The following is a 24,628-nucleotide window of genomic DNA, read 5'->3' as shown; positions in this document are numbered from 1 at the left end:
TCCTTCTTGCGGGGCCTTCTCACCCCGTCATTCCATCGATGGCAGGATGCGCCGCAGCCGTCGCGGCCACGGCTTTCGCGCCGAACCGCAGGTCCGGCGTGAATTCGAACGCGACTTCGTCGCCGGCGCGCACGGCGTGGATGCCGGTGGTCTGGCCGGTCGAGACCAGATCGCCGGGGCCGAGGCCGCGGCTGCGCGTCGCGAGATGCGCGACCAGAAAGGCGAGCGCGCCGAGCGGTCCGCCGGCGAGCCGCGCGGCGTCGCCCGCCCCCGCCAGTGAAGCATTGACGAAGCTCCGCGTCACCAGCGCCTCGAGCGGCATCGTCGTCCAGCCGGGGATCTCGGGACCGAGAACGATGCCGTTGTTGTTGCCGAAATCGCTGATCACCGAGCATGGGCCGAGATCGTTGATCGCGGCGAAGGGGCTGCCGGCGAGTTCCGCCCCGGCATGCAGGGCCGCCACCGCATCGCGCAGCCGCGCGGGGTCCGATGCTTCTTCCGGCGCGATCACCCGGCCGATCCGGATCACGAATTCGGCCTCGACAGCGGCGAACCCGCCCTCGAAGACCGGAAAGGCCAACGCGGCACCGGAGCGCACATCATGCAGGTTGCGCGCGAAGACAGGCCCTGCCAGCCGCTCGGCGCCGAGGCGTTGCCGCCATTCCGGCGCGATCCCCGCAACCTTCCAGCCGATGACCCTGTCATCCCAGCCGGCGATCGCAGCGTCCTGCACCGCATAGGCCTCGCGGAGGCTGCCGGGCAGCGTGCCGGGGAATTCGCCGAGCGGCGCGGCGGCGCGGCGTGACCGCCGGAACGCGCCCGCGATCGCCTCGGCTTCCGGTGAGGGGGTCCCCCGCATGCCCTTCCATCCCTCGCGGGTCCGGCCCGCTTCGCGCCGGCTGCCCCGGCCTGATCTTGTCGTTCCGCGATGCGCGGGGTTGACCCGATATCGCGCTTGGCTCATCTTGCCAATTGTTAGTATGGACTTGTATGGTAGATCAAGAGCCAAAGCAAGCAACCGATGCAAGCCCCCCTCGCCGCCCCGATCCCGATCCGCATGCCGAGCGCCACGCGCGTGGTGACGGAGGAATTGCGCCAGGCGATCGTGCGGCTCGAATTCCCGCCCGGAACACGGCTTTCGGAGGGCGAGATCGCGAGCCGCTACAATGTCTCGCGTCAGCCGGTGCGTGAGGCGCTGATCTCGCTGAGCCGGATCGGCCTTGTCCAGGTCCTGCCGCAGCGCGGCACGCTCGTGACGCGGATTTCGACGCGGCACATGAAGCAGGTCATCATCGCGCGCGAGGCGCTGGAGACGGCGGTGGTCGCGCGGGCCTGCGAGCGGTTCGATCCGATGATCCGCGCCTCGATCGATTCCATCCTCGAAACGCAGGCGCGCGCCGCCGCAGAGGGCGATCACCTGACGATCACCGCCGCGGACACGCAATTCCACGGCGCCCTCGCCTCCGGGGTCGATTGCGACATGATCTGGCAGATGGTGCTCGACGTGAAGGTCCATATGGACCGGGTCCGGCACCTGACCTTGCAGGACCGGGAATCGATGCGCGTCCTCGTCCAGCAGCATCGCGCGATCGTCGCGGCGATCGATGCGCGCGACCCCGAGCGCGCGGACCGGGCGATGCGCACGCATCTTGTCGAGATCCTGCGCGATCTCCCGCGCGTTCTCGCCGAACGCAGCGATTATTTCGAATAACCCCAGCCCCAGGACATCCCATGTCGATCGATATCGAGATCCGCCACGCCGTGCACCCCGAACAGGCGGAAACCTTCGGCACCGAAGAGCTGCGCCGGCATTTCCTCGTCACGGACCTGTTCCGGCCCGGCGCGCTCAAGGCCGTCTACACGCATTATGACCGGATGATCCTGCTCGGAATCATGCCGGACACCAGCCCGATCGCGCTCGGCGCCGAACTCGCGGATCTCGTCAAGGCGCCGCATCTGCTCGCGCGGCGCGAAATCGGCATCTTCAATATCGGCGGGCCCGGCCGGGTCGAGGCCGGCGGGGAGATATACGATCTCGACGCCAATGACGCGCTCTACCTGCCCGCCGGCACCGAGAATGTCCGGTTCCTGAGCGCCTCGGCCGGCAATCCGGCGCTGTTCTACGCCAATTCCGCCCCCGCGCATGCGGCTTATCCCGCCCGCCGGCTCGGCGCCGCGGAACTCGCGGGCGACCGGCTCGGCACCGAGGCGGCGGCAAACCGCCGCGTGCTGACCAAGTACATGCACCCGGACGCCTTTCCCACCTGCCAGATCGTCATGGGCCGCACGGCGCTCGAAAACGGCAATGTCTGGAACACGATGCCGCCGCATACCCATGACCGGCGGATGGAGGCCTATCTCTATTACCAGCTCGCCGAGGGGCAGGCGGTGTTCCACATGATGGGGCGGCCGGAGGCGACCCGCCATCTCGTGGTGCGCAACCAGGAGGCCGTTCTCTCCCCGCCCTGGTCGATCCATTGCGGCTGCGGCACGGGGGCCTATGCGTTCATCTGGTCGATGGCCGGCGACAACCAGGCTTTCACCGACATGGACGGCGTGCCCGTCCCGCGCTTGCGCTGAGGCCGGCGATGCCCGTTTCCGCCGCATCCCCTGCTGCCGTTTCCTTCGACCTTACGGGGCGGACCGCGCTCGTCACCGGCGCCAATACCGGCCTCGGCCAGGCGATCGCGCTCGCCCTCGGCGGGGCCGGCGCGCGGCTCGTGCTGGTCGGCCGCTCGCCGATGGACGAAACCGTCGCCGCTCTCGACGCGCTCGGCGCCGGGCACCACGTGATCCGCGCCGATCTCGCCGAGACCAGCGGGCTCGACGCGATCGTCGCCGAGGCCGAAGGCTGGAGCGGCGGCCTCGACATTCTCGTCAACAACGCGGGGATCATCCGCCGCGCCGACGCGCTCGATTTCACCGAGGCGGATTGGGATGCGGTGATCGACGTCAATCTCAAGAGCGCCTTCTTCCTCGCGCAGGCGGCGGGGCGGCGGATGGTGCCGCGCGGACGCGGCAAGATCATCAACATCGCCTCGCTTCTCTCCTTCCAGGGCGGCATCCGCATCGCCTCCTACACGGCGGCGAAGAGCGGCCTCGCCGGGCTGACGCGGCTTCTCGCCTGCGAATGGGCGGGGCGCGGCGTCAATGTGAACGCCATCGCGCCGGGCTATTTCGAGACCAACAACACCGACGCGCTGCGCGCCGATCCCGACCGCAACGCCGCGATCCTGGCGCGCATCCCGGCCGGACGCTGGGGCGATCCGGGCGATCTCGGCGGCGCGGCGGTCTTCCTTGCCTCCTCCGCTTCGGATTATGTGCACGGCATCGTGCTGCCCGTCGATGGCGGATGGCTCGCGCGCTGAACTTGAGGACGAGACCATGCTGCATCCCGACCGGCTCTTCCCCGCCGACCCCAATGTCCGGGCCATCGCCCGCAGGCTCTATGACAGCGTCAAGGATCTTCCGATCGTCTCTCCGCACGGGCACACCGATCCCGCCTGGTATGCGCTCAACGAACCGTTTCCCGACCCCGCGAAACTGTTCGTGGTCCCGGACCATTACATCTTCCGCATGTTGCACTCGCAGGGCGTGCGGCTCGAGGATCTCGGCATCGGCCGGCGCGACGGCGCGCCGGTCGAGACGGACAGTCGCAAGATCTGGCGGCTTTTCGCCGCGCATTACCATCTGTTCCGGGCGACGCCGACGCGGATCTGGCTCGACCACGCCTTCGAGACGCTGTTCGGGCTGACGGATCGGCTCTCCCCCGCCAATGCCGATCATTTCTATGACGTGATCGACGCGGCGCTCAAAACCGATGCCTGTCGCCCGCGCGCGCTCTACGAGCGCTTCAATATCGAGGTGATCTCGACGACCGATGGCGCGCTCGATGATCTCGCGCATCACCGGGCGATCCGCGATTCCGGCTGGAAGGGCCGCGTCCTGCCGGCCTATCGCCCGGATGCCGTCGTCGATCCGGAATTCGCAGGGTTCCGCGACAATGTCGCCCGGCTCGGCGAGATCACCAACGAGGACACGAAATCCTTCGCCGGCTATATCGCCGCACATCGCAAGCGCCGGGCCTATTTCAAGAGCATGGGCGCCACCTCCTCCGATCACGGCCATCCGAGCGCGGCGACGGCCGATCTTTCGAGCCGCGAGATCGAGGCGCTCTACCGGCGAGTTCTCCGGCCGGATGTCACGCCGGAGGATGCGGAACTCTTTCGCGCCCAGATGCTGACCGAGATGGCGGCGATGAGCCTCGAAGACGGATTGGTGCTGCAGATCCATCCCGGCGCCTTCCGCAACCACAATCGCGACCTGTTCGAGAGCTTCGGGCGCGACATGGGGGCCGATATCCCGCAGCGGACGGATTATGTCCGGGCGCTCAAGCCGCTGCTCGACCGCTTCGGCAATGCGCGGGAGCTCGGCATCATCCTCTTCACGCTCGACGAGAGCGTCTACAGCCGCGAGCTTGCGCCACTCGCCGGGCATTACCCGGCGCTCCGGCTCGGCCCGGCCTGGTGGTTCTTCGACGCGCCGGACGGCATGATGCGCTACCGCGAGCTCGTCACGGAGACGGCCGGGTTCTACAACACGGTCGGCTTCAACGACGATACCCGCGCCTTCCCCTCGATCCCCGCCCGTCATGACGTGGCGCGTCGCGTCGATTGCGCCTTCCTCGCGAGCCGCGTCGCCACGCATCGGCTCGACGAGGACGAGGCGTTCGAACTCGCGCATGACCTCGCCTACCGGCTCGCCAAGCAGGCCTACAAGCTCTGAACCAGCCCGCTATGCCGCGGCCTGAGCGACAAGCCGCGCGGCCGCCGCGCCGGCGACGAATCCGTCGGCGACGGCCGTCAGCAATCCATTGCCGGAGAGATAGCCGGATGCCTGCCGCCCGGAGACGCCGATCGCCGCTCCGCCCGCCGCGAACAGGTTCGGAAACGGCGTACCATCGGTTCGCAGCACGCGGCGATCCGCGTCAACGCAGAGCCCGCCCTGGGTATGGAACAGCGCGCCGGTAACCCGGACGGCGTGAAAAGGGGGCGCGAGCGGAGCGATTCCGCGCCAGTCGCGGCCCCATGCGTCGGTGAGGCCGGCCGACTTCGCCGCCTCGACCGCGCTGAAGCTGGCGCGGAACGCCGGTTCCGGCACGCCGATCCGCCCGGCGAGGGTCTCGATATCGGGCGCGGTGAGGATCGCGCCCTGCGCCTCGGCCCGGCGGAAATCCTCGAACTGGCGGGCGATGCCGGCGATCCGCGCGTCGAAGATCGAGAAGCCGATGCCTCCCGGCTCGGCGAGCAGTGCCGCGGCGTGCTCGGAATAGCCGCATGCCTCGTTCGCAAAACGCTGTCCGGCCTGGTTTACCTGGAAGCCGCCCTCGGTCATGGTAGCCCAGGTGATGAGGATGCCGTGCGGATGCGCCACCGAGCCATGCCCCTGATGCCCCGCGAGATCGCCGGTCCGCGCGCCGAGTGCCCGGCCCCAGGCGAGCGCGTCGCCGCGATTGCCGGGATGGCCGAAATAGAGCGCTCCCGCCATCGCCGGGATATGTTCGGCGACGAGCGCCGGGTTGCCGCCATAGCCGTTGCAGGCGAGGATCAGCGCCGCGATCCCGAAAGTTTCGGTGCTGCCGTCCGGCCGGACGATTCCGAGGCCGAGAATGCGCCCGTCCGGGGCCGCGACCAGGGTTTCCGCGCGCGCTTCGGTGACGAGATCGGCGCCGGCGGCCTCGGCGGCCGCGCGCAGCCGGTCGACCAGTTCGGCGCCGGAGCGCGAGGGCAAACCGTGCATGCGCCGCACCGAATGGCCGGGATAGGTGAAATCCTCGACGACCGTGAACGGCAGCCCATACGCGATGCCGAGCCATTCGAGCGCCGGGCCGATGGCACCGACGACGGCCCGCACCCGTTCGGGATCGGGCTCGTCATGCGCCTTGCGCCGGATATCGGCCGCGAAAAGCGCTTCGGAATCGGCGATCCCCGCCATGCGCTGGAAGCGGGTTCCGGCCGCTGGAATGAGTCCGGCCGACAGCGCCGTGGAGCCGGCCGGAACGGCGTTGCGCTCGATCAGCAAGGCGGGCATGCCCGCCGCCCGCGCCCGCAGCGCCGCGACGAGTCCGGCCGCGCCGGCCCCCACGATTACCAGCCCCGCCGCACGCGGCGGCCCCGCCTCCTCGCTCCAGATCACCCTGGCCAATGACCATCCTCCTGCCCGCGATCGGGGCTTGACGGACGGAATTTGTCATAGAAATAATACATGACGCAAGATGCATCCGGATCGGATGGGGAAGGACGCCGTGGTTTCCATCGAGCCCTCCAAGACCCAGCGCCTCTACCTCCTGCTCAAGGATCAGATTCTCTCCGGCGTGCTGCCGCCCGGCCATCGCCTGCCGAGCGAGCCGGATCTCGCGGTGCAGCACCGGCTCTCGCGGGTGACGGTGCGGCGCGCGCTCGACGGTCTCGCGCGCGAGGGTCTGATCCGCCGCCAGCCGGGCGCGGGCACGTTCGTGCTCGATACCTCGCCGCGCAAGAGCGTGATCGGCGATCTCTCGAACATGCTCGCGCATCTTGTCGAGATGGGACGGACGACACGGGTGCGGCTCGTTGCCTTCCGCTACGGCACCGCGCCGGCGCCGGTCGTCGAGGCGCTGCGGCTCGCGGAGAACGAGATCGTCCAGCACGCGGTGCGCGTGCGTTATATCGACGATACGCCGTTCTCGCATCTGACGACCTATGTGCCGGAACGGATCGGCCGGCATTATTCCGAGGCGGAACTCGCCTCGACGCCGCTCCTGGCGCTGCTCGAGCGCTCCGGAATCGCGCTCGAGCGCGCGGTGCAGACGATCACCGCGACGCTGGCGGGACCGGAGATCGCGGCCGAGCTCGGCGTCGAGGTCGGCGCGCCATTGCTGGCGATGACGCGCGCGGTTCATGACAGCGACGGTCGGGGCGTCGAATATCTCTCGGCGCTCTACCGGCCCGACAAATACGCCTTCCAGATGGAGATGAGCCGGACGGGAATCGGCCCCGACCGGCGCTGGAGCCCCAGCGGCACCGGTTACGCGCCTGCCACCGGCCGCCGTGCGGCCAGCCAATCGAGGAGGAGAGCATGACGATGATCGACCGCAGAACGATCCTCAAGGGCGCCGCCGCCGGCGCCGCCCTTGTCGCCAGCCCGGCCGTGCCACGCGCGCAGGCGCCGGCCGTCAAGATCGGCATTCTCCAGCCGGTGACCGGCGCGCTCGCGCAGGACGGCGAGCACGGCCGGCTCGGCGCCGAGATCGCGCTCGCCGAGATCAACGCCGCCGGCGGCATCAAGTCGATGGGCGGCGCCAGGCTCGAAATGGTGTTCGGCGACGCCCGCTCGAACCCGGAGGCCGGAACCCAGGAGGTGGAGCGCATGCAGGGCGAGGGCGTCGCCGCCATCGTCGGCGGTTTCGCCTCGCCCATCTGCCTCGCGGCCAGCCAGGCGGCAGCGCGCTACGACATCCCCTATCTCGTCGATGTCGGCGTCTCGGACCAGATCGTGAAGCGCGGGCTGAAGAACACCTTCCGCTTCGGTCCCGGCTTCGGCGCGGTGACGAGCGCCGCGCTCGACAACCTGGTCAAGATCAACGACGAGGCGGGCAAGCCGGCCAGAACGGTGGTGATCGTGCACGAGGACGGGCTGTTCGGCTCCGGAATGGCGAAGCTGCTCCAGGCCGAGCTGCCGAAGCGCGGCTTCGAGATCCTCGAAACGGTCGCGCATCCGACCCCCTCGCGCGACATGGCGAATGTCGCGCTGCGCATCCGGGCGCTGAACCCGGATCTCGTGATCCCCTCTTCCTATTACGGGGAATTCGTGCTGCTGGCGCGGACGATGCAGCAGCAGCGCATCCGGCCCAAGGCGATCTATGCGGTGCTCAACGGCGCGGCCTCGAATTTCCGCTTCGTGACGGAATTCCCGGCGGCGGCCGAGCTGGTGATGGATTGCAACCATTGGCCGGACCACCGCAACCCGAAAACCGCGCAGGTGCGCGCCGAGGCGCAGCGCGCCGGCAAGTTCTGGCTCTACAACACGCCGCTCAACTATTCCTCGGTGATGCTGCTCGCCGACGCGATCGAGCGCGCCGGCTCGGCGGATCGCATCAAGATCATCGAGGCGCTGAACAGCTCGACCTTCGCCGGCCATATCATGCCCTATGGCCCGACGAAATTCGTCGAGGGCCAGAACCAGGGCGCGCAGGCGGTGAACACCCAGGTGCAGGGCGGCGACATCAAGATCGTCTTTCCGGCCGCCTTCGCGAATGCGAAGCCGATCTTCCCGGCACGCTGAGGGGGCGGCGTGCTCAAGGCCGAGATCCTGCTCGCGGCGCTGGCGAACGGCCTCCTCACGGGGGCCGTCTATGCGCTGATCGCGCTGGGCCTGACACTGGTCTATGGCGTGCTGCACATCATCAACTTCGCGCATGGCGCGACGCTGACGGCGGCGATGTTCGCGGTCTATGTCGCGCATCAGACCTTCGGGATCGATCCCTATCTCGCGATCCCGCTGCTCGCGCCGCTGTTCTTCGGGCTCGGTTACAGCCTCCAGCGCTGGGTGATCGGGCCGGCGAGCCATGGCGATGACGGCAACATCCTGCTCGTCACGCTGGGCTTGTCCATCGTCATCGAGAACGCGCTGCTGGCGGTGTTCCGCTCCGATACCCGCTCGATCGAGGTACCCTATGGCTTCGAGGTGGTGGAACTGGGGCCGCTCATCCTGTCGCTGCCGAAGGTGATCGCCTTTGCCGGTGCCTTCGCGGTGGCGGGGCTGCTCTGGCTCGTCATCGCCAGGAGCGATATCGGCAAGGCGATCCGGGCGGTGGCGAAGGAGAAGACCGGCGCCGCGCTGTGCGGCATCCCGGTCGGGCATGTCTACGCGGTCACGTTCGGGATCGGCGCCGCCTGCCTCGCCGTCGCCGCCTGCCTGCTGATGCCGACCTTCCTCGTCAATCCGCGCATCGGCAATGCCTTCGTGCTTGTCGCCTTCACCATCGTGGTGCTGGGCGGGATGGGCTCGATCGGCGGCGCGCTGGCTGGCGGGCTGATCATCGGCGTGGTCGAGAGCCTGTCCGGCCTCTATCTCGGCGAGAGCCTCGGGCAGATCGGCATCTTCCTGATCTTCCTCGTCGTGCTGCTGTTCCGGCCGACCGGCCTGTTCGGAGCGCGGGCGTGACGAGGCTCGCGATACGCCGCTTGGCCTGCGGGCCCTGGCTATCGTTGGCCGCCGCGGCGCTTCTGCTCGCGGTGTTGCCGGCGCTCTTCGCCTCCAGCGCAGCGCTCAATTTCCTCGGCTTCGTGATGGTGATCGCGCTCGCCGCGCTGGGCTGGAACCTGCTGGCCGGCTATGGCGGGCAATTCTCGTTCGGCCATGCCGCCTTCTTCGGCATGGGGGCCTATGCGATGGCGCTGCTCCAGGTGCGGCTCGGGCTCAATCCCTGGCTGGCGCTGCCGGTTGCGGTGGCGCTCGGCGGGCTGACCGGGCTCGCGACCGGGTTCCTGTCCTTCCGCGCCGGGCTGCGCGGCTCCTATTTCGCGCTGGTGACGCTCGCTTTCGCGGAAGTGTTCCGCATCCTCGCCAATGCCATGGCCTTCACCGGCGGTGCGGCCGGGGTGCTGGTGCCGCTGCGGATCGGCGCGGCGCAGTTCCAGTTCGCCGACAAGGCCACGTTCTACTGGGTCGCGCTCGGCTTCGTGATTGCGGCCATGGCGCTGACCCGGCTCGTCGAGCGTTCGCGCTTCGGCGCCCAGCTGGTGGCGGTGCGCGAGAACGAGGAGGCGGCACGCGCCCTCGGGGTCGATACGGTGCGGGTCAAGCTGAAGGCGATCACGCTTTCGGGCGCGGTGACGGCGGCTGCGGGCTGCCTCTATGCGCAGAAATCCCTCTATCTCGACGCCAATATCGCCTTCGGCCCCTGGATCTCGGTCGAGGCGCTGCTTGCGCCGATCATCGGCGGGCTCGGCACCGTGTTCGGTCCGCTCGCCGGCACCTTCCTGCTGCTCGGGCTCGGCGAGGGCACCAAGACCTTGCTCGCCACGCTCACCGGCAGCGCGGTGCCGGGGGCGGATCTCGTCCTGTTCGGCGCGTTGCTGATCCTTGCGGTGGCATTCGCGCCGCGCGGGATCATGGGGGTGGTCGCGGGCGCGGCTGCCCGGATCGGAGGAGCGCGATGAGCGCGCCGATCCTCGAATGCCGTGGCGTGACGATGCGCTTCGGCGGCCTTGTCGCGATCGACGGCGCGGATCTTGCGGTCGAGACCGGCGAGATCACCGGACTGATCGGCCCGAACGGCGCCGGCAAGACGACGCTTTTCACGGTGATCTCCGGGTTCCAGCGCCCGAGCGCCGGCCGGGTGCTGTTCGAGGGGACGGATGTCACCGCCCTGCCCGCGCATCGGCGCGCGGCGGCGGGGATCGCGCGGACATTCCAGATCGTCCAGCCCTTCGCGGGGCTCGACGTGCGCGAGAACATCACCGTCGGCGCCTATCTGCGCCACGCCGCCCGCACCGAAGCCCTGGCGCATGCCGAGGCGGTGGCGGAGCGGGTCGGTCTCGGACCGATGCTCGACCGCCCCGCCGCGGCGCTGACCATCGCCGGGCGCAAGCGGCTCGAACTTGCGCGGGCGCTCGCCACCGAACCGCGGCTCCTGCTGCTCGACGAGGTGCTGGCCGGGCTTAACCCGAGCGAGATCCGCGACATGATCCCGGTCATCCGGCGGATCCGCGACGAGGGCGTGACGATCCTGATCGTCGAGCACGTGATGCAGGCCGTGATGCAGCTCTGCGACCGGGTGCATGTGCTGGCGCAGGGGCGGATGATCGCCGCCGGACGCCCGGCCGAGATCGCGGCCGATCCCGGCGTGATCGAGGCCTATCTCGGCCATGGCGCGGCGGCGCGGATGCGCGCGCATGGCGTCGCGCCATCCGAGGCCGCCGTGCCCGCCGCGGCGGGAGGTGCGGATGCTTGAGGTCGAGGCGCTCACCGCCGGCTATGGCGGCATCCCGGTGCTGCGCGATGTCTCCCTGACAATCGATTCCGGCGAGATCGTCGCGGTGCTCGGCGCCAATGGCGTCGGCAAGACGACGCTGAACCGCGCGCTTTCCGGCCTGATCCGCCCCGATGGCGGGGCGATCCGCTTCGAGGGCACGCGGATCGAGCGGCTTGCGCCGCCGGAGATCGTCCGCATGGGGCTGATCCATGTGCCGGAGGGGCGCAAGATCTTCCCGACGATGAGCGTGCGCGAAAATCTCGAACTCGGCGGCTATGCCCGCGCGCGGACGCGGCGGGCCGCCAATCTCGACCGCGTCTTCGCGCTGTTTCCGCGGCTCGGCGAGCGCCGGCGCCAACTCGCCGGCACGCTGTCGGGCGGCGAGCAGCAGATGCTGGCGATCGGCCGCGGGCTGATGGCCGAGCCGCGACTGCTGATCCTCGACGAGCCCTCGCTCGGGCTCTCGCCGCGGCTTGTCGAGGATCTGTTCGCGCTCGTCGTGCGGATCGCGGCGGAAGGGCTCGCGATCATGCTGGTCGAGCAGAATGTCGTGCAATCGCTCGAGATCGCGGGGCGGGCCTATGTGCTCGAGAACGGGCGGGTCGCCCTTGCCGGGCCGGCAGCGGCGCTGCGCGCCGATCCCGCCCTCGAACGTGCCTATCTGGGGATGTAAGCGATGGTCAGCGTCATAACCGTCACCGATCCGGCCCTCCGGGGCGAAGCCCGGGATACCCCGCCGGAATCCCTGCGCGCGCGGCTGGGGCGTAAGCCGATCCTTGTCGCGCCGGGGATCTATGACGCGCTGACCGCGCTGCTCGCGGCCGGGGCCGGGGCGGAGGCCGCCTATGTCTCCGGCGCCGCGATCGCCTATACGCGGCTCGGCCGGCCGGATATCGGCCTTGTCGCGATGACCGAGATCGCCGAAACCGTCGCGCTGATCCGCGACCGGGTGGCGACACCGCTGATCGTCGATGCCGATAACGGCCATGGCAACGCGCTCAACATGCAGCGCACGATGCGGCTGTTCGAGCGCGCCGGCGCCAATGCACTCCAGATCGAGGACCAATCCTACCCCAAGCGCTGCGGGCATCTCGCCGAAAAGCGGCTGGTTGCGCCGGCGGAAATGGCGGGGAAGATCCGTGCCGCGGTCGATGCCCGCCATTCGCGGGAGACGCTCGTCATCGCGCGCACCGATGCGATCGCGGTCGAGGGCTTCGCGGCGGCGATCGATCGCGCCCATCTCTACGCCGAGGCTGGCGCCGACCTGCTGTTCGTCGAGGCGCCGGGCTCGCGCGAGGAACTCGGCCGGATCGCCGCGGCACTCGGCAAGAGGCTGCCGCTGATGGCCAACATGGTCGAGGGCGGGCGGACGCCGCTGATGGGAGCGGCGGATCTCGACGCGCTCGGCTTCGCGCTCGTCATCTTCCCCGGCGGAGTGGTCCGCGCGCTGGCGCGCCAGGGCCAGGCCTTCTACGCCGCGCTCCTCGCCGAAGGCACGAGCGCGGGGTTCCGCGACGCGATGTTCGATTTCGACGCGCTCAACGCACTGATCGGCACTCCCGAGATGCTGGCGCTCGGCAAGAGCTATGAAGGCGAAACCGCATGACCGGCCCGGCCCCCGCACATGGCCTCGACCCCGTAACCTTCGCGATCCTGACCGGGCGGCTCGAACAGATCGCCGACGAGATGGACGCGACGCTCTACCGCTCGGCCTTCAACCCGATCATCGCCGAGGCGCGGGATGCCTGCCACGGCCTCTACCATGCCGAGAGCGGCGCGACGCTGGTCCAGGGCCAGAAGGGGTTGCCGATCTTCGTCGGCGCGATGGCCTTCGCGGTGCGGGCGGTGATCGACCGCGTGGCGCGCGAGGGCGGGCTTGCGGCGGGCGATACGTTCCTCTTCAACGATCCATATCTCGGCGGGACGCATCTCAACGATTTCCGCCTCGTGCGGCCGCTGATGCGCGAAGGCCGGCTCTTCGCCTGGCTGGCCTCGGTGGGACATTGGCTCGATATCGGCGGCAATGTGCCGGGCGGCTACAATCCGAGCGCGACCGAGAGTTTCCAGGAGGGGGTGACGATCCCGCCCGTGCGGCTGTTCCGGGCCGGCGTGCTCCAGCAGGACATCGTCGACATCCTCGCCGCGAACAGCCGCGTGCCGCGCTCGAACTGGGGCGATCTCAACGGCCAGCTCAACGCGCTCGATCTCGGCGAGCGGCGGTTCCACGCGCTGCTCGACGAATACGGCGACGCCACCGTCGCGGCGGCGCTCGACGCCGCCACCGCGCGGGCGGAGGCACTGATGCGCGCCCATATCGCCGCCCTGCCCGACGGCACCTACCGGTTCGAGGACCATCTCGACAATGACGGCATCGTCGACGCGCCGCTGACCATCGCGCTCGACCTCACCATCGCCGGCGAGACGATGCGGCTCGATTTCTCGCGCTCCTCGCCGCCCTGCCGCGGGCCGGTCAACATCGCGCGCTCCACCGCGGTCGCAGCCTGCTATGTCGCCTTGAAGCATGTCTTCACCGATGTGCCGGCCAATGCCGGCTGCCTGAATCCGATCCGCTTCGAGATCCCGGACACGACCTTCCTCGGCGCCGCTGCGCCGCGCCCGGTCGCCGGCTATACCGAAACGATCCTGCGGATGATCGGCGTCGTGTTCGGCGCGCTCGCGGCCGCCGCGCCCGAGCGCGCCACCGGCGCGCCGTTCGGGACGATCAACGCGCTCTCGGTGGCCGGCCACCGGCCGGACGGGCAGCGCTGGGTGCTGTTCTCGTTCTTCGGCGGCGGACTCGGCGGCAGCCCGGCGAGCGACGGGCTCAACCACGCCAACAACCCGATCTCCACCGCCACCATGCCGCCGGCGGAAATTCTGGAAGCGGCCCATCCGGTGATGGTCACCGAATGGGCGCTGCGGCCCGACAGCGCCGGGCCCGGCCGGAATCGCGGCGGGTTCGGCGCCTGCTACGCGTTCGAAATCCTCGACCCCGGCGGCGCCGAGGCGGCGCTGCTCGGCGAGCGCGGCCGCTTCGCGCCCTTCGGCGTGGCGGGCGGCGGCGCAGGTGCACTCAACCGCTTCGCATGGCAGGATGGCGCCGGCGCGCATGCCCCGCCCATGGCGTCCAAGATCACCGGGATCCGGCTCGGCCGGGGCGACCGGCTGCGACTCGAGACCCCCGGCGGCGGCGGATGGGGCGATCCGCTGACGCGCCCGGAAGAAGCGGTGGCCCGCGATGTCCGCCGCGGGCTGCTGACGCCGGCGGCGGCGCGGCGCGATTACGGCGTCGCGATTGATGCCGCCGGGACGGTCGACGCCGCCGCGACCGCGGCCCTGCGCGCCGGGAGGTCGGCATGACCCGCTCCGCCCGGCTCGTCGGTGTCGATGTCGGCGGCACCTTCACCGATCTCGCCTGTTTCGATGCGGAAACCGGCCTGTTCCGCACCGCCAAGGTGCCGTCGAATCGCGGCGATGAGGCGGTCGGGTTCATGGGCGGGCTCGGCGCGTTCGGCGCCCCGGCGGCGCTCGACGCGATCGTCCACGGCACCACGGTCGGCACCAACGCGCTGCTCGAGCGCAAGGGCGCGCGGATCGGCATCATCACCACGGCGGGGTTCCGCGACGTGATCGAGATGCGCCGGCGCGACCGGCCGCAGACCTGGGGCCTGTGGGGGGATTTCGAGCCGGTCGCGCCGCGCGATTTCAGGCTCGAAGTGCCCGAGCGCGTTCTGGCGGACGGAACGATCCGCCAGGCGCTCGACCCGGCAGCGATGCGCGCCGCCTGCGCGCGGCTGCTCGCGCTCGGTGCCGAGGCGCTGGCGATCGTCTTCATCAACGCCTATGCCAACCCCGCCAACGAGAAGGCGGCGCTCGCGGTGGCGCGGGAGATCTGGCCCAACCCGCATGTGACGGCCTCGCACGAGATCCTGCCCGAGATCCGCGAATTCGAGCGCAGTTCCACCACCGCGCTCAATGCCTATCTCCAGCCCGTCGTCGCCTCCTATCTCGGGAAGCTCGAAGATGCGCTGGCGCAAGCCGGGTTCGGCGGCTCCTTCCACATCGTGCAATCGAATGGCGGCGTGATGTCCACCGCCGCGGCCCGCGCCTTCCCGGTCCGGACCGCGCTCTCGGGGCCGGCGGCCGGGGTGATCGCGGCGGCGGCGATCGCGCGGGCCGCCGGCTTCACCGACATCATCACCGGCGATCTCGGCGGCACCTCCTTCGATGTCTCGCTGGTCGCCGGCGGCGAGGCGGCGCTGGCGGCGCAGACAACGATCGATTTCGGCCTGGTGATCCGCAATCCGATGATCGAGATCACCACGATCGGCGCCGGCGGCGGCTCGATCGCGCATGTCGACCGGGGCGGGCTGCTTGCTGTCGGGCCGGAAAGCGCCGGCTCGCGCCCCGGCCCCGTCGCCTATGGCCAGGGCAATTCCCGCCCGACGCTGACGGATGCCAATATCGTGCTCGGGCGCATCAATGCCGAGCGGCCGATCGGCGGCGCGCTGCAGCGGCTCGACAGCGAGGCCGCCGCGGCGGCGATCGCGACGGCGATCGGCGCCCCGCTCGGGCTCACGGTGGAGGACGCGGCCGAGGCTATCATCCGCGTCGCCAATGCGCGGATGGCGGGGGCGATCCGCCTCGTCTCGATCGAACGCGGGCATGATCCGGCGAAGTTCACCATCCTGCCGTTCGGCGGCGGCGGGGCGCTGCATGTCGGGGCGCTGATCCGCGAGGTCGGCCTCCGGGGGGCGCTGGTGCCGCGCTATCCCGGCATTACCTCGGCGCTCGGCTGCCTGATCGCCGATATCCGCCACGACGCGGTGGAGACGGTCAATCTCGAACTCGACGGGCTCGACGCGGCCGCGCTCGCGGCGCGGATGGCGACGACGGGGCGCATGACGCGGCAGGTCGTCGCGCAGGCGGGGCTGCCGATCACCGAGATCGAGGTCGGATTCGCGCTCGACATGCATTATCTCGGCCAGACGCATACGGTCGCGGTGCCGCTGCCGGCCCGGCTCGACGCGGCGGGCGTGACGCTCGATATCGGCATGGTGCGCGCGGCATTCGAAGCCGCCTATCATGCGGCCTTCTCGCGGCTGCTGCCCGGGCTGCCGGTGCGGATCGTCAATCTGCGCACCACGGCCACCGGACGCCGCCCGCCCTTCGATCTCATGGCGCTGGCGCCGCCGGCAGGTGCCAGCCTCGCCGCAGCCGGTCGCGGCACGCGGCCGGTCTATTTCGGCGGCGAATGGCGCGAGGCCGCGATCTTCGAACGGCTCGACCTGCCGCCGGGCGCCGTCATTCCCGGACCGGCGATCCTGGAGCAGCCGGATGCGACGATCGTCGTCGATCCGGGGCTCGTCGTCCGCGTCGACGCCTTCGGCAACCTGCTGATGGAGCGCCTGCCATGACCTCCGATGCCGCGACCTCCGATGCCATCTCCGCGCCGATGGCCGGAACGGCCCTGCTAATCTGCGATCTCCAGAACGATTTCCTGCATCCGGACGGCGCCTATGCGCGCGGCGGCCAGACGGCGCCGGAAATCGCGGCGCTGCCGGCGCGCGTCGCGCCGCTCGCCGCGGCGATCCGCGCGGCGGGTGGCGTGGTGGTCGCGACGCAATTCACCCTCCAGCCGGGACGCGGCGGCGAGCCGCTGATCTCGCCGCATCTCAAGGCGCTGCGACCCTTTCTGCGCCGCGGCGATTTCGCGCCGGGAAGCTGGGGCAATGCCACGGTCGAGGCGCTGCAACCGGTTGATGTCGTCATCGAGAAGATCGCCTATTCCGCCTTCTACATGACGCGGCTCGAATGGGTGCTGCGCCGGCTCGACATTACCCGCCTCATCCTGTGCGGCATCGTCACGAATGGCGGCATCGCCTCGACCGCGCGCGACGCCCATGTCCGCGATTTCGAGGTCGTGGTCTGCGCCGATGGCTGCGCCGCCTTCTCGCCCGCGCTGCACGCGGCGGCGATCGAGGGGCTGCGGCCGGTGGCGCGGATCGACAGGATCGCCGAGATGCTGCCGCCGGAACCGGATCGGCGACATCGGAAAACGGCCTAGCCTGGCGTGCCGGCTCGCGCGCGCGCCGCAAGGCCGAGCCGCGCGGGAGCGCGCAACTCGCGGAAGACGGCGCCCCGGGTGGTCTGTTCAAGGGCGATCCTGCGGTCATGGAACTGTTCGAGCCCGGGCCGGTGGCCAATCGAGATCACCGTGGCATCGGCCAACGCAGTGTCGAGCAGCCCGAGCATCGCACGCTGCCCCTCCTCGTCGAGCGCCGAAGTGAATTCGTCGAGGATAACGACATCCGGCCGCTGGATCAGCAGCCGCGCCACGGCGACGCGCTGGCGCTCGCCGCCGGAGAGGATGCGCTCCCAGGCCGCCTCGTCGTCGAGCCGGGCCGCGAGCGCGCCGAGCCCGACATTGTCGAGCGCGGCGCTCAGCAGCGCGTCCCCCACCGAATCGGGCGGGGCGGGGTAGGTCAGCACGCTGCGCAGGGACCCGGTGGGAAGATAGGCCTGCTGCGGCACGAAGCTGATCCGCGCCCCGCGCGGCAGAAGGATCCGCCCCGAGCCCTTGCGCCAGAGCCCGGCCATGGCGCGGACCAGCGAGGATTTGCCGGTGCCGCTCGCGCCGCTCATCAGCACCTTCTCGCCGCGCGCGATCACGGCCGAGCCATCGGCGATCACGGTCTCGCCGCCGGAATGGACAAGGCGCAGCCGGTCGAAGACGATCGTGTCCGCGTCATGGGCGAGAAGCGCGACCCGCGTCGTCCCGTCGGCGCCATCCGCCTCCTCGAGCGCGGCGAGCAATTCGTCGACGCGCAGGACCGAGGCATACCATTCCGCGATGCGGACGAAATTGTCGACGAACCAGATCAGCGCGCCCTGCACGGCCACGAAGGCGGAAACCACCTGCATCACCGCGCCGAGCGTGAGCGCGCCGGACAGGTATTTCGGCGCCACGAGCAGCAGCGGCAGGATGGGGAACAGCGCGCCATTGGCATTGAGCACCAGCCCCACCCGCGCCTGCTGGCGGATGATGGCGAACCAGCCCGCCGCGACCTGCCCGAAGCCCCGGAGCGCCGCCGCACGCTCGGCCGGGTCGCCGCGCAGCAGGCCGATGCTCTCCGCGTTCTCGCGCAGCCGCGTCATCCCGGCGCGGAACCGGGCTTCCTGCTCGTTCTTGGCCGAGACGCGCAGGATGAGCGGCCTGCCGACCAGGGCGATCAGCCCCGTCACCAGCAGCGCATAGAGGATCGCCGCCAGCGCCATGTAGCCGGGAATGGTCACCGCCATGCCGAAGAGCGGGAGGGTCGTCGAGCCGGCCACCTGCCAGAGGATCGCGGCGAAGGTGATCGCGGTTGCGCAGGCGCCGAGGAAGCCGATCGCGAACTCGACCAGCGGATCGACCGCCAGCCGGACATCCTCGGCGATTCGGTATTCGGGGGCGCCCTGATCCGGCGCGACGAAAGGCAGGCGATAGGCGCGCTCGCGCGTGATCCAGCGGCCAAGGATCGCGCCGGTCAGCCATTCCCGCCAGCGGACCTGAAGGGCCATGCGCGTGATGACCAGCGCCGTCGCCGCCGCCATCGAGAGCAGGATCACCAGCGGCAGCCAGCCGGCCGTCATCCACACGGCGGCGAGATCGCGCTTCTCCAGCGCGTCGAAGAAGGCGCGGCTCCAATGGTTGAGGCCGACCTGGGCGGCAAGCGTCGCGAGCAGGAAGAACACGATGCCCGCGCTCAGCAGCCAGGCGCGCAGGCACGCCCTTCCGCCCCAGAAATGCCGGCCCAGCGCCAGGAAGCGCGTTTCGGGCGGCTGTTCCGGCGGCTCGGCGCGCAGCATATCAGGCGGAGCCGCCGCCCGCGCGCAGCGGGGAAGGCCGTCGGGGTTTTATCTGATGCGCCATTCTCGTCCCGATCGCCTGAAAAACCGGCATTTTTCCGGAGAGCACCGCATCCGGCGCACAAAGTAAAGCCCCCAGGTTTCACCCTTGCGCCAGCACCGTGTGATCGCCGAAGGCCGGAGCGCGGCATGCTGCTTATGTCTAGACAATTAAGCGGGCGGGTGGTTCAATCCTTGCTAGGCGGCAAAAGCCGACCAAAACACGGGAGACGGGCATGAACAGGACCATTCTCGCCGCGGCGCTCGCCGCGCTCGCCATGACGGTACCGGGCGCCGTCGCGCAGGAGACGAAGATCGCGATCGGGATCTCGGGCTGGACAGGATTCGCGCCGCTGACGCTCGCCAAGGAGGCCGGAATCTTCAAGAAGAACGGGCTCGACGTCACGATCAAGAAGATCCCGCAGGCCTCGCGCCATCTCGCCATCCTCTCCGGCGACATCCAATGCGCCGCGACCACGGTCGAGACCTGGATCGTCTGGAACGCCAACGGCGTGCCGACGACGCAGCTCTTCCAGCTCGACAAATCCTACGGCGCGGACGGCATGGCGGTGCGCAATTCGATCGCCTCGATCAAGGATCTCAAGGGCAAGAGCATCGCCGCCTCGGCGCCCGGCACCGCCCCCTATTTCACCCTCGCCTGGATGCTGAAAAAGAACGGGCTTACGGTGAAGGACGTCAATGTCGTCAACATGGAGCCCGGCCCGGCCGCCCAGGCCTTCATCGCCGGCCAGAACGACGCCGCGATGACCTACGAGCCCTATCTATCCTCGGTCCGCGCCGCGCCGGAGGCCGGCAAGATCATCGCCACCACGCTCGATTACCCGATGGTGATGGACACGTTCGGCTGCACGCCGGATTTCATCGCCAAGAACGAGAAGGCGGTGAAGGCGCTTGCCGAGAGCTATTTCGAGGCCCTCGACATGATCGCCAGGGAGCCGGCCAAGGCAAACCAGATCATGGGCGCGGATGTGAAGCAGACCGCCGAGGCCTTCGCGAAATCGGCCGCCTATCTGCGCTGGCAGGACAGGGCGGCGAACAAGGCCTTCTTCGCCGGCGAGCATGCGAAATTCTCCGACGAGGCGGCCGACCTGCTGCTCGAACTCGGGATCATCAAGCAGAAGCCCGACATGGCCAAGCTCGCCGATCCGCGGTTCATCCAGTGAGCGCCGTTGTCAACCTCGCCGACAAGCTCGCGACATTCGAGGCGCATTGGTCACCCCGGATCGTCGCGAGCTATAATGGCAACGACATCATGGTCGTGAAGGTCAAGGGCGAGTTCGTCTGGCATTCGCACCCGGAGACGGACGATCTCTTCCTCGTGCTCAAGGGCCGGCTTACAATCCGGATGCGCGATGGCGACGTGACGCTCGGGCCCGGCGAACTTTATGTCGTGCCACGGGGCATCGAGCATTGCCCATTCGCCGAGGAAGAGGTGCACATGCTGCTGATTGAGCCGCGCGGCACGCCGAACACCGGCGATGAACGCACCGCCGCGACCAAGGTCGCGATCTGAAAGCATCGCCATGCGCCCTCTCGAACCGATCTCCGCCGGCCGCAGGCTCGCGCTCGGCATCCTCTTCTTCGTGCTGTTCTTCGCCGCCTGGGCCTTGGCGACGCTCGGCGGCTTCGTGCCGAAGATCTTCCTCGCCGATCCGCTGACCATGGTGCGTGATGGCGCGCGGCTGCTCACCGATTTCGGCTTCGCGGCCGATATCCTGATCACGATCTGGCGCGTCGTCGGCGGGTTCGTGCTGGCGGCCTTGGTCGCGGTGCCGCTCGGCATCCTGATGGGCGCCTACAAGCCGATCGAGGCGTTCTTCGAGCCCTTCATCTCCTTCGCACGCTATCTGCCGGCCTCGGCCTTCGTGCCGCTGCTCATCCTGTGGGCGGGGCTCGGGGAGACGCAGAAGCTGCTCGTCATCTTCATCGGCTCGGTGTTCCAGATCGTGCTGATGGTGGCGGTGAATGTCGGGCAGACGCGGCGCGATCTCGTCGAGGCGGCCTATACGCTCGGCGCCGGCGATTACGGCATCGTCCGCCGGGTGCTGATCCCGATGAACGCGCCGGAGATCGCCGAGATCCTCCGCCTTGTGCTCGGCTGGGCCTGGACCTACGTGATCGTGGCGGAGCTGATCGGCTCCTCGGCCGGGATCGGCCACATGATCATCGACAGCCAGGCGCTGATGGCCACCGGGCAGATCATCTTCGGCATTCTCGTCATCGGACTGATCGGCCTCGTCTCGGATTATCTGTTCAAGCGCCTCAACCAGACGCTGTTTCCCTGGAGGCTCGCATGACGGGCGGCTGCGCATGAGCAAGCTCGTGATCGAAGGGCTCGGGCGGGTGTTTCCGGGCGTGAGAGGCGGCGCGCCGGTCACCGCGCTGCAGCCGACGGATCTCGTCGTCGCCGACAACGAGTTCGTCACGATCCTCGGCCCCTCGGGCTGCGGAAAATCCACCCTGCTCCGGATCGTCGCCGGGCTCGACCGGCCCAGTTCCGGCCGTGTCGTTCTCGACGGGCGTGAGATCAGCGGACCGGGGCCGGATCGCGGCATGGTGTTCCAGAGCTACACGCTCTTCCCCTGGCTGACGATTGCCGAGAACATCGCGTTCGGCTTGCTGGAAAAGGGGCTCGGCGCCGCCGAGACGCGCGCAATCGTCGCGGCCTATGTCGACAAGGTCGGGCTCAGGGGCTTCGAGAACCATTGGCCGAAGCAGCTCTCGGGGGGCATGCAGCAGCGCACCGCGATCGCCCGCGCGCTCGCCAATGATCCGGCGATCCTGCTGCTCGACGAGCCCTTCGGCGCGCTCGACAACCAGACCCGCGCGCTGATGCAGGAATTGCTGCTCGGCATCTGGGAGCGCGAGCGAAAGACCGTGCTGTTCGTGACCCATGACATCGAGGAGGCGATCTTCGTCGGCTCGCGCTGCCTGGTGATGAGCGCGCGGCCGGGCCGGGTGAAGGCGGATATCCCGATCCCCCTCCCCCATCCGCGCCATTACACGATGAAGACCAGCCCGGATTTCTCGGCGCTCAAGGCGCGGCTCACCGAGGAGATCCGCGCCGAAGCCGTGCTCGCCGCGGCGCATTGAGCCGGCCGTGGCCGCCTAATCCTCGAACGGGCCCGTATCATCCCGGTCGCGCAGGTAGCGCCGCGCGAGCGGAAAGGCCGGCAGCCAGGCTTCCCGGCGCAGGGTCCAGAGCTCGTAGGTCGGTGTGAACTGATCGGGCGCGTCGAGTGCGCCGAGATGGATCTCGATCTCCGCGCCGGTTTTCCCGAAGACGGAGGAGCCGCAGCGGGGGCAGAAATGCCGCCCGCGATATTTGCCGGTGCCGCCGCTGATCGTCACCGCCTGCTGCGGAAAAATCGCCGAGGCGTGGAACAGCGCGCCGTGATGCTTGCGGCAATCAAGGCAATGGCACAGGCCGACCCGCAAGGGACGCCCGGACGCGACGAAGCGCACATCCCCGCACAGACATCCGCCAGCGTGCTGCTCCATGCCCCCGCCTATTCCGCCGCCAGCGCCATTAAACCCTGCGCCGGGCCGAAGCGGCTCGTCAGCCGGTGGCGGTCGCCGGGATAGGTCAGCAGCGCCCAGGTCACCGGCACGCCGCCCTGCCAGGTGCGCCGCTCGATCTGGAGGCAGGCCGATTTCCGCGCGATCGCCAGGGCCTTGGCGATCCGGGCCTCGGCGGGGATGGCGGCGATGACATGCTCGGCATCGGTCCAGGCGACCCGGTTCAGCAGCCAGGAGCCCGGTGGCGCTGCGCTGAAATCCTCCGCCTCGGCTTCCGGCACGGTCAAGAGGTCGATCAGCCGCTCCTCGTGCACGAAGGGCGTGCCGTTCGCGAAATGGACGAGCGTCAGCGCCAAGACCCGGCCGCCGGACCGCGACCGGCCGAGCCGCGCCCGATCCTCCGCATCCGGCCGGCGGACGAGGCGGTCGAGGATCTCGAAGCGATAGCTCATGCCGGCGGCGGCGACTTCCGCCTGGATGTCGTGGATCTTCAGCACCATCTGCTGCGAGGTCGGGCTTGCGACGAAGGAGCCGGAGCGCCGCCGCCGGACGATCAGCCCTGCATGGGCGAGCGCCGAGAGCGCCTTGTTCACCGTCATCCGCGAGCATTGATAGCGCGCCTGCAATTCGTGTTCCGGCGGCACGCGGCTGCCCGGCCCCCAGGTGCCGGAGGTGATCTCGGCGCTGAGATCGCGCTGGATTTCGAGATAGCGGGGCAGCGGCGCCGCTCCGCCCTTGCCTACGGCCCTGTTCGCAGCCATGGCGCACCTCACAATCCGGACAGGCGCCGGAGCGTCCGGCGATAGGCGGCCTCGATCGGGCCGCGCCGGACGTGCCGCCCGGCCTCGACCAGCCGCCGACCCCCGACATGCACCTCGCGAATCGCCGCGGCACCCGCGACGAAGATATAGGCGTCCATCAATGCATCGCCATCGAGATGTGCGAGATCGACGGCCTCCCGGTCGAGAACCACGAAATCCGCCGCCGCGCCGGGCGCGAGCTGGCCCTCCCCGATCCGGAGCGCGCGGGCCCCGCCCGCCGCCGCCCGCGCATAGAGCATGCGGCCGGTCGATTCTCCCGCGCGACGCGCGGTGACATTGCGGCTGCGCGTGCCGAGCCGCTGGTTGTATTCGAATTGCCGCAATTCGCCGGGCGCCGTGATCTCGATGTTGGAATCGGAGCCAATGCCGAATGCGCCGCCGCAATCGAGAAAGCGCGGCCCGTCGAAGATGCCGTCGCCGAGGCTCGCCTCGGTGATGGGGCAGAGCCCGGCGGTCGCGCCGCTGCGCGCCAGCGCCTCGCTCTCGCGCGCGGTCAGATGCGTGGCGTGGATCAGACACCAGCGCGCGTCGAGCCCGGCATGGACGAGCAGCCATTCGACCGGCCGCATGCCCGACCAGGCAAGGCAATCCTCGACCTCGCGCAGCTGCTCGGCGGCATGGATATGCACCGGCAGATCCGGATGGGTGGCGAGGACCGCCCGCAATTCCTCCGGTCCCACCGCGCGCAGCGAATGCGGGGCGATGCCGAGATTGGCGCCAGGCAGGCCGCGGACGAGCTTTTCCGCCGCGAGGACGAGCCGCGCGAAACGGTCGGGCCCGTTGAGGAAACGGCGCTGCCCCTCATGCGCGGGCGCGCCGCCGAAGCCGCCATGAACATAAAGCGAGGGCAGCAGGGTGAGGCCGATCCCCGTCGCTTCCGCGGCGAGTGCGATCCGCCATGCGAGCTCGGCGATATCGGCATAGGGCGTGCCGTCGCGATCATGGTGCAGGTAATGGAACTCGCCGACACGGGTGAAGCCGCGCTCCAGCATCTCGAGATAGGCGAAAGCGGCGATCGCCTCGACATCCTCCGGCGTCAAGGCGCCGAGAAAGCGATACATCACCTGCCGCCAGGTCCAGAACGTGTCGTCCGTCGGGCCGCGCGTCTCGGCAAGCCCCGCCATGCCGCGCTGGAAGGCGTGGGAATGCAGGCTCGCGAGCCCGGGAAGCACGATCCCGGCGAGGCGCTCCGCCCCGGCGGGAGGGGCACCATGCGCGATGTCGATGATCCGCCCCTCCTCGACATGGAGAAGCACATCGGCGGCCATGCCGGCCGGCAGCAGCGCGCGATCGCAATGGTAGACAGGCACGGCGATTTCCCCCTCGGGACGGCTGGACTCTAGCAATCAACCGCGATTAT

24 protein-coding genes are annotated in these 24,628 nt (G+C 69.5%); 18 read left to right on the top strand and 6 right to left on the bottom strand.

The annotated features are described in order from the left end of the window. Window positions 1–19: 19 nt before the first annotated feature. Window positions 20–859 carry a 2-keto-4-pentenoate hydratase gene (locus tag FWJ24_RS06750; protein WP_166443610.1) on the bottom strand — a complete coding sequence of 280 codons (840 nt, stop codon included), beginning with the start codon at window positions 857–859 and terminating at the stop codon, window positions 20–22. Window positions 860–1,021: 162 nt separating this feature from the next. Here FWJ24_RS06750 and FWJ24_RS06745 point away from each other — a divergent pair, with 162 nt between their 5' ends. The 4 genes from FWJ24_RS06745 to uxaC are packed head-to-tail and all read left to right on the top strand — an operon-like array spanning window position 1,022 to window position 4,785. Beyond that, complete coding sequence (locus FWJ24_RS06745) at window positions 1,022–1,711, top strand: GntR family transcriptional regulator (protein ID WP_246155589.1); 690 nt, start codon at window positions 1,022–1,024, stop codon at window positions 1,709–1,711. Between the two features lie 20 nt (window positions 1,712–1,731). Then, on the top strand, window positions 1,732–2,580 hold the full coding sequence (gene kduI / locus FWJ24_RS06740; RefSeq protein ID WP_150287047.1) for a 5-dehydro-4-deoxy-D-glucuronate isomerase: 849 nt from the start codon (window positions 1,732–1,734) through the stop codon (window positions 2,578–2,580). Between the two features lie 8 nt (window positions 2,581–2,588). Next, on the top strand, window positions 2,589–3,368 hold the full coding sequence (gene kduD, locus FWJ24_RS06735) for a 2-dehydro-3-deoxy-D-gluconate 5-dehydrogenase KduD (RefSeq protein WP_150287046.1): 780 nt from the start codon (window positions 2,589–2,591) through the stop codon (window positions 3,366–3,368). Window positions 3,369–3,384: 16 nt separating this feature from the next. Continuing rightward, window positions 3,385–4,785 carry a glucuronate isomerase gene (gene uxaC, locus FWJ24_RS06730; RefSeq protein WP_150287045.1) on the top strand — a complete coding sequence of 467 codons (1,401 nt, stop codon included), beginning with the start codon at window positions 3,385–3,387 and terminating at the stop codon, window positions 4,783–4,785. Window positions 4,786–4,794: 9 nt separating this feature from the next. Here uxaC and FWJ24_RS06725 read toward each other — a convergent pair whose 3' ends face one another. Next, window positions 4,795–6,204 carry an FAD-dependent oxidoreductase gene (locus tag FWJ24_RS06725; RefSeq protein ID WP_425468908.1) on the bottom strand — a complete coding sequence of 470 codons (1,410 nt, stop codon included), beginning with the start codon at window positions 6,202–6,204 and terminating at the stop codon, window positions 4,795–4,797. Window positions 6,205–6,304: 100 nt separating this feature from the next. On the opposite strand from FWJ24_RS06725, the gene FWJ24_RS06720 reads away from it, so the two are divergent. From FWJ24_RS06720 to FWJ24_RS06675, 10 genes are read left to right on the top strand one after another with little or no spacing between them, the layout of a single operon-like run. After that, entirely contained in the window at window positions 6,305–7,120 is an 816-nt protein-coding gene (locus FWJ24_RS06720; protein ID WP_246155588.1) for a GntR family transcriptional regulator, read from the top strand. Continuing rightward, window positions 7,117–8,322, top strand: a complete 1,206-nt coding sequence (locus tag FWJ24_RS06715) for an ABC transporter substrate-binding protein (protein ID WP_150287043.1) — start codon at window positions 7,117–7,119, stop codon at window positions 8,320–8,322. Before FWJ24_RS06720 ends, FWJ24_RS06715 begins: the two co-directional genes overlap by 4 nt. 9 nt (window positions 8,323–8,331) lie before the next feature. Continuing rightward, complete coding sequence (locus FWJ24_RS06710; RefSeq protein WP_150287042.1) at window positions 8,332–9,204, top strand: branched-chain amino acid ABC transporter permease; 873 nt, start codon at window positions 8,332–8,334, stop codon at window positions 9,202–9,204. Beyond that, window positions 9,201–10,202, top strand: a complete 1,002-nt coding sequence (locus tag FWJ24_RS06705; RefSeq protein WP_150287041.1) for a branched-chain amino acid ABC transporter permease — start codon at window positions 9,201–9,203, stop codon at window positions 10,200–10,202. The genes FWJ24_RS06710 and FWJ24_RS06705 overlap by 4 nt, the downstream gene beginning before the upstream one ends. Next, the gene (locus tag FWJ24_RS06700; protein ID WP_425468907.1) at window positions 10,199–10,996 is read left to right on the top strand and encodes an ABC transporter ATP-binding protein; all 798 of its coding nucleotides are present in this window, start codon (window positions 10,199–10,201) and stop codon (window positions 10,994–10,996) included. Before FWJ24_RS06705 ends, FWJ24_RS06700 begins: the two co-directional genes overlap by 4 nt. Then, on the top strand, window positions 10,989–11,690 hold the full coding sequence (locus FWJ24_RS06695) for an ABC transporter ATP-binding protein (protein ID WP_150287040.1): 702 nt from the start codon (window positions 10,989–10,991) through the stop codon (window positions 11,688–11,690). Before FWJ24_RS06700 ends, FWJ24_RS06695 begins: the two co-directional genes overlap by 8 nt. Window positions 11,691–11,693: 3 nt before the next feature. Beyond that, complete coding sequence (locus FWJ24_RS06690) at window positions 11,694–12,623, top strand: isocitrate lyase/PEP mutase family protein (protein WP_150287039.1); 930 nt, start codon at window positions 11,694–11,696, stop codon at window positions 12,621–12,623. Beyond that, on the top strand, window positions 12,620–14,377 hold the full coding sequence (locus FWJ24_RS06685; protein ID WP_150287038.1) for a hydantoinase B/oxoprolinase family protein: 1,758 nt from the start codon (window positions 12,620–12,622) through the stop codon (window positions 14,375–14,377). Before FWJ24_RS06690 ends, FWJ24_RS06685 begins: the two co-directional genes overlap by 4 nt. Continuing rightward, complete coding sequence (locus FWJ24_RS06680; protein ID WP_150287037.1) at window positions 14,374–16,434, top strand: hydantoinase/oxoprolinase family protein; 2,061 nt, start codon at window positions 14,374–14,376, stop codon at window positions 16,432–16,434. Before FWJ24_RS06685 ends, FWJ24_RS06680 begins: the two co-directional genes overlap by 4 nt. After that, window positions 16,431–17,084, top strand: coding sequence for a cysteine hydrolase family protein (locus FWJ24_RS06675; RefSeq protein WP_246155587.1), 654 nt, complete (start codon window positions 16,431–16,433; stop codon window positions 17,082–17,084). Before FWJ24_RS06680 ends, FWJ24_RS06675 begins: the two co-directional genes overlap by 4 nt. On the opposite strand, the gene FWJ24_RS06670 is transcribed toward FWJ24_RS06675, so the two are convergent. Then, the gene (locus FWJ24_RS06670; RefSeq protein WP_150287036.1) at window positions 17,081–18,868 is read right to left on the bottom strand and encodes an ABC transporter ATP-binding protein/permease; all 1,788 of its coding nucleotides are present in this window, start codon (window positions 18,866–18,868) and stop codon (window positions 17,081–17,083) included. The genes FWJ24_RS06675 and FWJ24_RS06670 overlap by 4 nt on opposite strands. Before the next feature lie 275 nt (window positions 18,869–19,143). Between FWJ24_RS06670 and FWJ24_RS06665 the strand changes: the two genes are divergently transcribed. From FWJ24_RS06665 to FWJ24_RS06650, 4 genes are read left to right on the top strand one after another with little or no spacing between them, the layout of a single operon-like run. Further along, window positions 19,144–20,091: an ABC transporter substrate-binding protein gene (locus FWJ24_RS06665; RefSeq protein WP_150287035.1), complete on the top strand. Its 948-nt coding sequence runs from the start codon at window positions 19,144–19,146 to the stop codon at window positions 20,089–20,091. Beyond that, the gene (locus FWJ24_RS06660; protein ID WP_150287034.1) at window positions 20,088–20,441 is read left to right on the top strand and encodes a cupin domain-containing protein; all 354 of its coding nucleotides are present in this window, start codon (window positions 20,088–20,090) and stop codon (window positions 20,439–20,441) included. Before FWJ24_RS06665 ends, FWJ24_RS06660 begins: the two co-directional genes overlap by 4 nt. A 10-nt stretch (window positions 20,442–20,451) precedes the next feature. Further along, window positions 20,452–21,225: an ABC transporter permease gene (locus FWJ24_RS06655; RefSeq protein ID WP_150287033.1), complete on the top strand. Its 774-nt coding sequence runs from the start codon at window positions 20,452–20,454 to the stop codon at window positions 21,223–21,225. 13 nt (window positions 21,226–21,238) lie between these two features. Beyond that, window positions 21,239–22,021 carry an ABC transporter ATP-binding protein gene (locus FWJ24_RS06650; RefSeq protein WP_150287032.1) on the top strand — a complete coding sequence of 261 codons (783 nt, stop codon included), beginning with the start codon at window positions 21,239–21,241 and terminating at the stop codon, window positions 22,019–22,021. Window positions 22,022–22,036: 15 nt separating this feature from the next. Here FWJ24_RS06650 and FWJ24_RS06645 read toward each other — a convergent pair whose 3' ends face one another. The 3 genes from FWJ24_RS06645 to FWJ24_RS06635 are packed head-to-tail and all read right to left on the bottom strand — an operon-like array spanning window position 22,037 to window position 24,578. Further along, window positions 22,037–22,429 (bottom strand): GFA family protein, encoded by a 393-nt coding sequence (locus FWJ24_RS06645; protein ID WP_150287031.1) that lies wholly within the window; start codon window positions 22,427–22,429, stop codon window positions 22,037–22,039. Between the two features lie 8 nt (window positions 22,430–22,437). Next, a complete protein-coding gene (gene hutC, locus FWJ24_RS06640; protein WP_150287030.1) occupies window positions 22,438–23,208 on the bottom strand; it encodes a histidine utilization transcriptional repressor HutC in 771 nt (256 codons plus the stop codon). Between the two features lie 8 nt (window positions 23,209–23,216). After that, window positions 23,217–24,578, bottom strand: a complete 1,362-nt coding sequence (locus FWJ24_RS06635; protein WP_281291953.1) for a formimidoylglutamate deiminase — start codon at window positions 24,576–24,578, stop codon at window positions 23,217–23,219. Between the last annotated feature and the right edge of the window lie 50 nt (window positions 24,579–24,628).

Source organism: Rhabdaerophilum calidifontis, from assembly GCF_008641065.1.
GTDB lineage: Bacteria > Pseudomonadota > Alphaproteobacteria > Rhizobiales > Beijerinckiaceae > Rhabdaerophilum > Rhabdaerophilum calidifontis.
The sequence above is the reverse complement of the archived record's forward strand: the minus strand, read 5'-3'. Positions and strand labels throughout refer to the sequence as shown.

Excerpts from the sequence above, each read along its gene's own strand:
- FWJ24_RS06750 (WP_166443610.1), bottom strand. The coding sequence starts at position 859 with ATGCGGGGGACCCCCTCACCGGAAGCCGAGGCGATCGCGGGCGCGTTC.
- FWJ24_RS06745 (WP_246155589.1), top strand. The coding sequence starts at position 1,022 with ATGCAAGCCCCCCTCGCCGCCCCGATCCCGATCCGCATGCCGAGCGCC.
- kduI (WP_150287047.1), top strand. The coding sequence starts at position 1,732 with ATGTCGATCGATATCGAGATCCGCCACGCCGTGCACCCCGAACAGGCG.
- kduD (WP_150287046.1), top strand. The coding sequence starts at position 2,589 with ATGCCCGTTTCCGCCGCATCCCCTGCTGCCGTTTCCTTCGACCTTACG.
- uxaC (WP_150287045.1), top strand. The coding sequence starts at position 3,385 with ATGCTGCATCCCGACCGGCTCTTCCCCGCCGACCCCAATGTCCGGGCC.
- FWJ24_RS06715 (WP_150287043.1), top strand. The coding sequence starts at position 7,117 with ATGACGATGATCGACCGCAGAACGATCCTCAAGGGCGCCGCCGCCGGC.
- FWJ24_RS06700 (WP_425468907.1), top strand. The coding sequence starts at position 10,199 with ATGAGCGCGCCGATCCTCGAATGCCGTGGCGTGACGATGCGCTTCGGC.
- FWJ24_RS06695 (WP_150287040.1), top strand. The coding sequence starts at position 10,989 with ATGCTTGAGGTCGAGGCGCTCACCGCCGGCTATGGCGGCATCCCGGTG.
- FWJ24_RS06690 (WP_150287039.1), top strand. The coding sequence starts at position 11,694 with ATGGTCAGCGTCATAACCGTCACCGATCCGGCCCTCCGGGGCGAAGCC.
- FWJ24_RS06685 (WP_150287038.1), top strand. The coding sequence starts at position 12,620 with ATGACCGGCCCGGCCCCCGCACATGGCCTCGACCCCGTAACCTTCGCG.
- FWJ24_RS06680 (WP_150287037.1), top strand. The coding sequence starts at position 14,374 with ATGACCCGCTCCGCCCGGCTCGTCGGTGTCGATGTCGGCGGCACCTTC.
- FWJ24_RS06675 (WP_246155587.1), top strand. The coding sequence starts at position 16,431 with ATGACCTCCGATGCCGCGACCTCCGATGCCATCTCCGCGCCGATGGCC.
- FWJ24_RS06670 (WP_150287036.1), bottom strand. The coding sequence starts at position 18,868 with ATGCTGCGCGCCGAGCCGCCGGAACAGCCGCCCGAAACGCGCTTCCTG.
- FWJ24_RS06665 (WP_150287035.1), top strand. The coding sequence starts at position 19,144 with ATGAACAGGACCATTCTCGCCGCGGCGCTCGCCGCGCTCGCCATGACG.
- FWJ24_RS06655 (WP_150287033.1), top strand. The coding sequence starts at position 20,452 with ATGCGCCCTCTCGAACCGATCTCCGCCGGCCGCAGGCTCGCGCTCGGC.
- FWJ24_RS06650 (WP_150287032.1), top strand. The coding sequence starts at position 21,239 with ATGAGCAAGCTCGTGATCGAAGGGCTCGGGCGGGTGTTTCCGGGCGTG.
- FWJ24_RS06645 (WP_150287031.1), bottom strand. The coding sequence starts at position 22,429 with ATGGAGCAGCACGCTGGCGGATGTCTGTGCGGGGATGTGCGCTTCGTC.
- hutC (WP_150287030.1), bottom strand. The coding sequence starts at position 23,208 with ATGGCTGCGAACAGGGCCGTAGGCAAGGGCGGAGCGGCGCCGCTGCCC.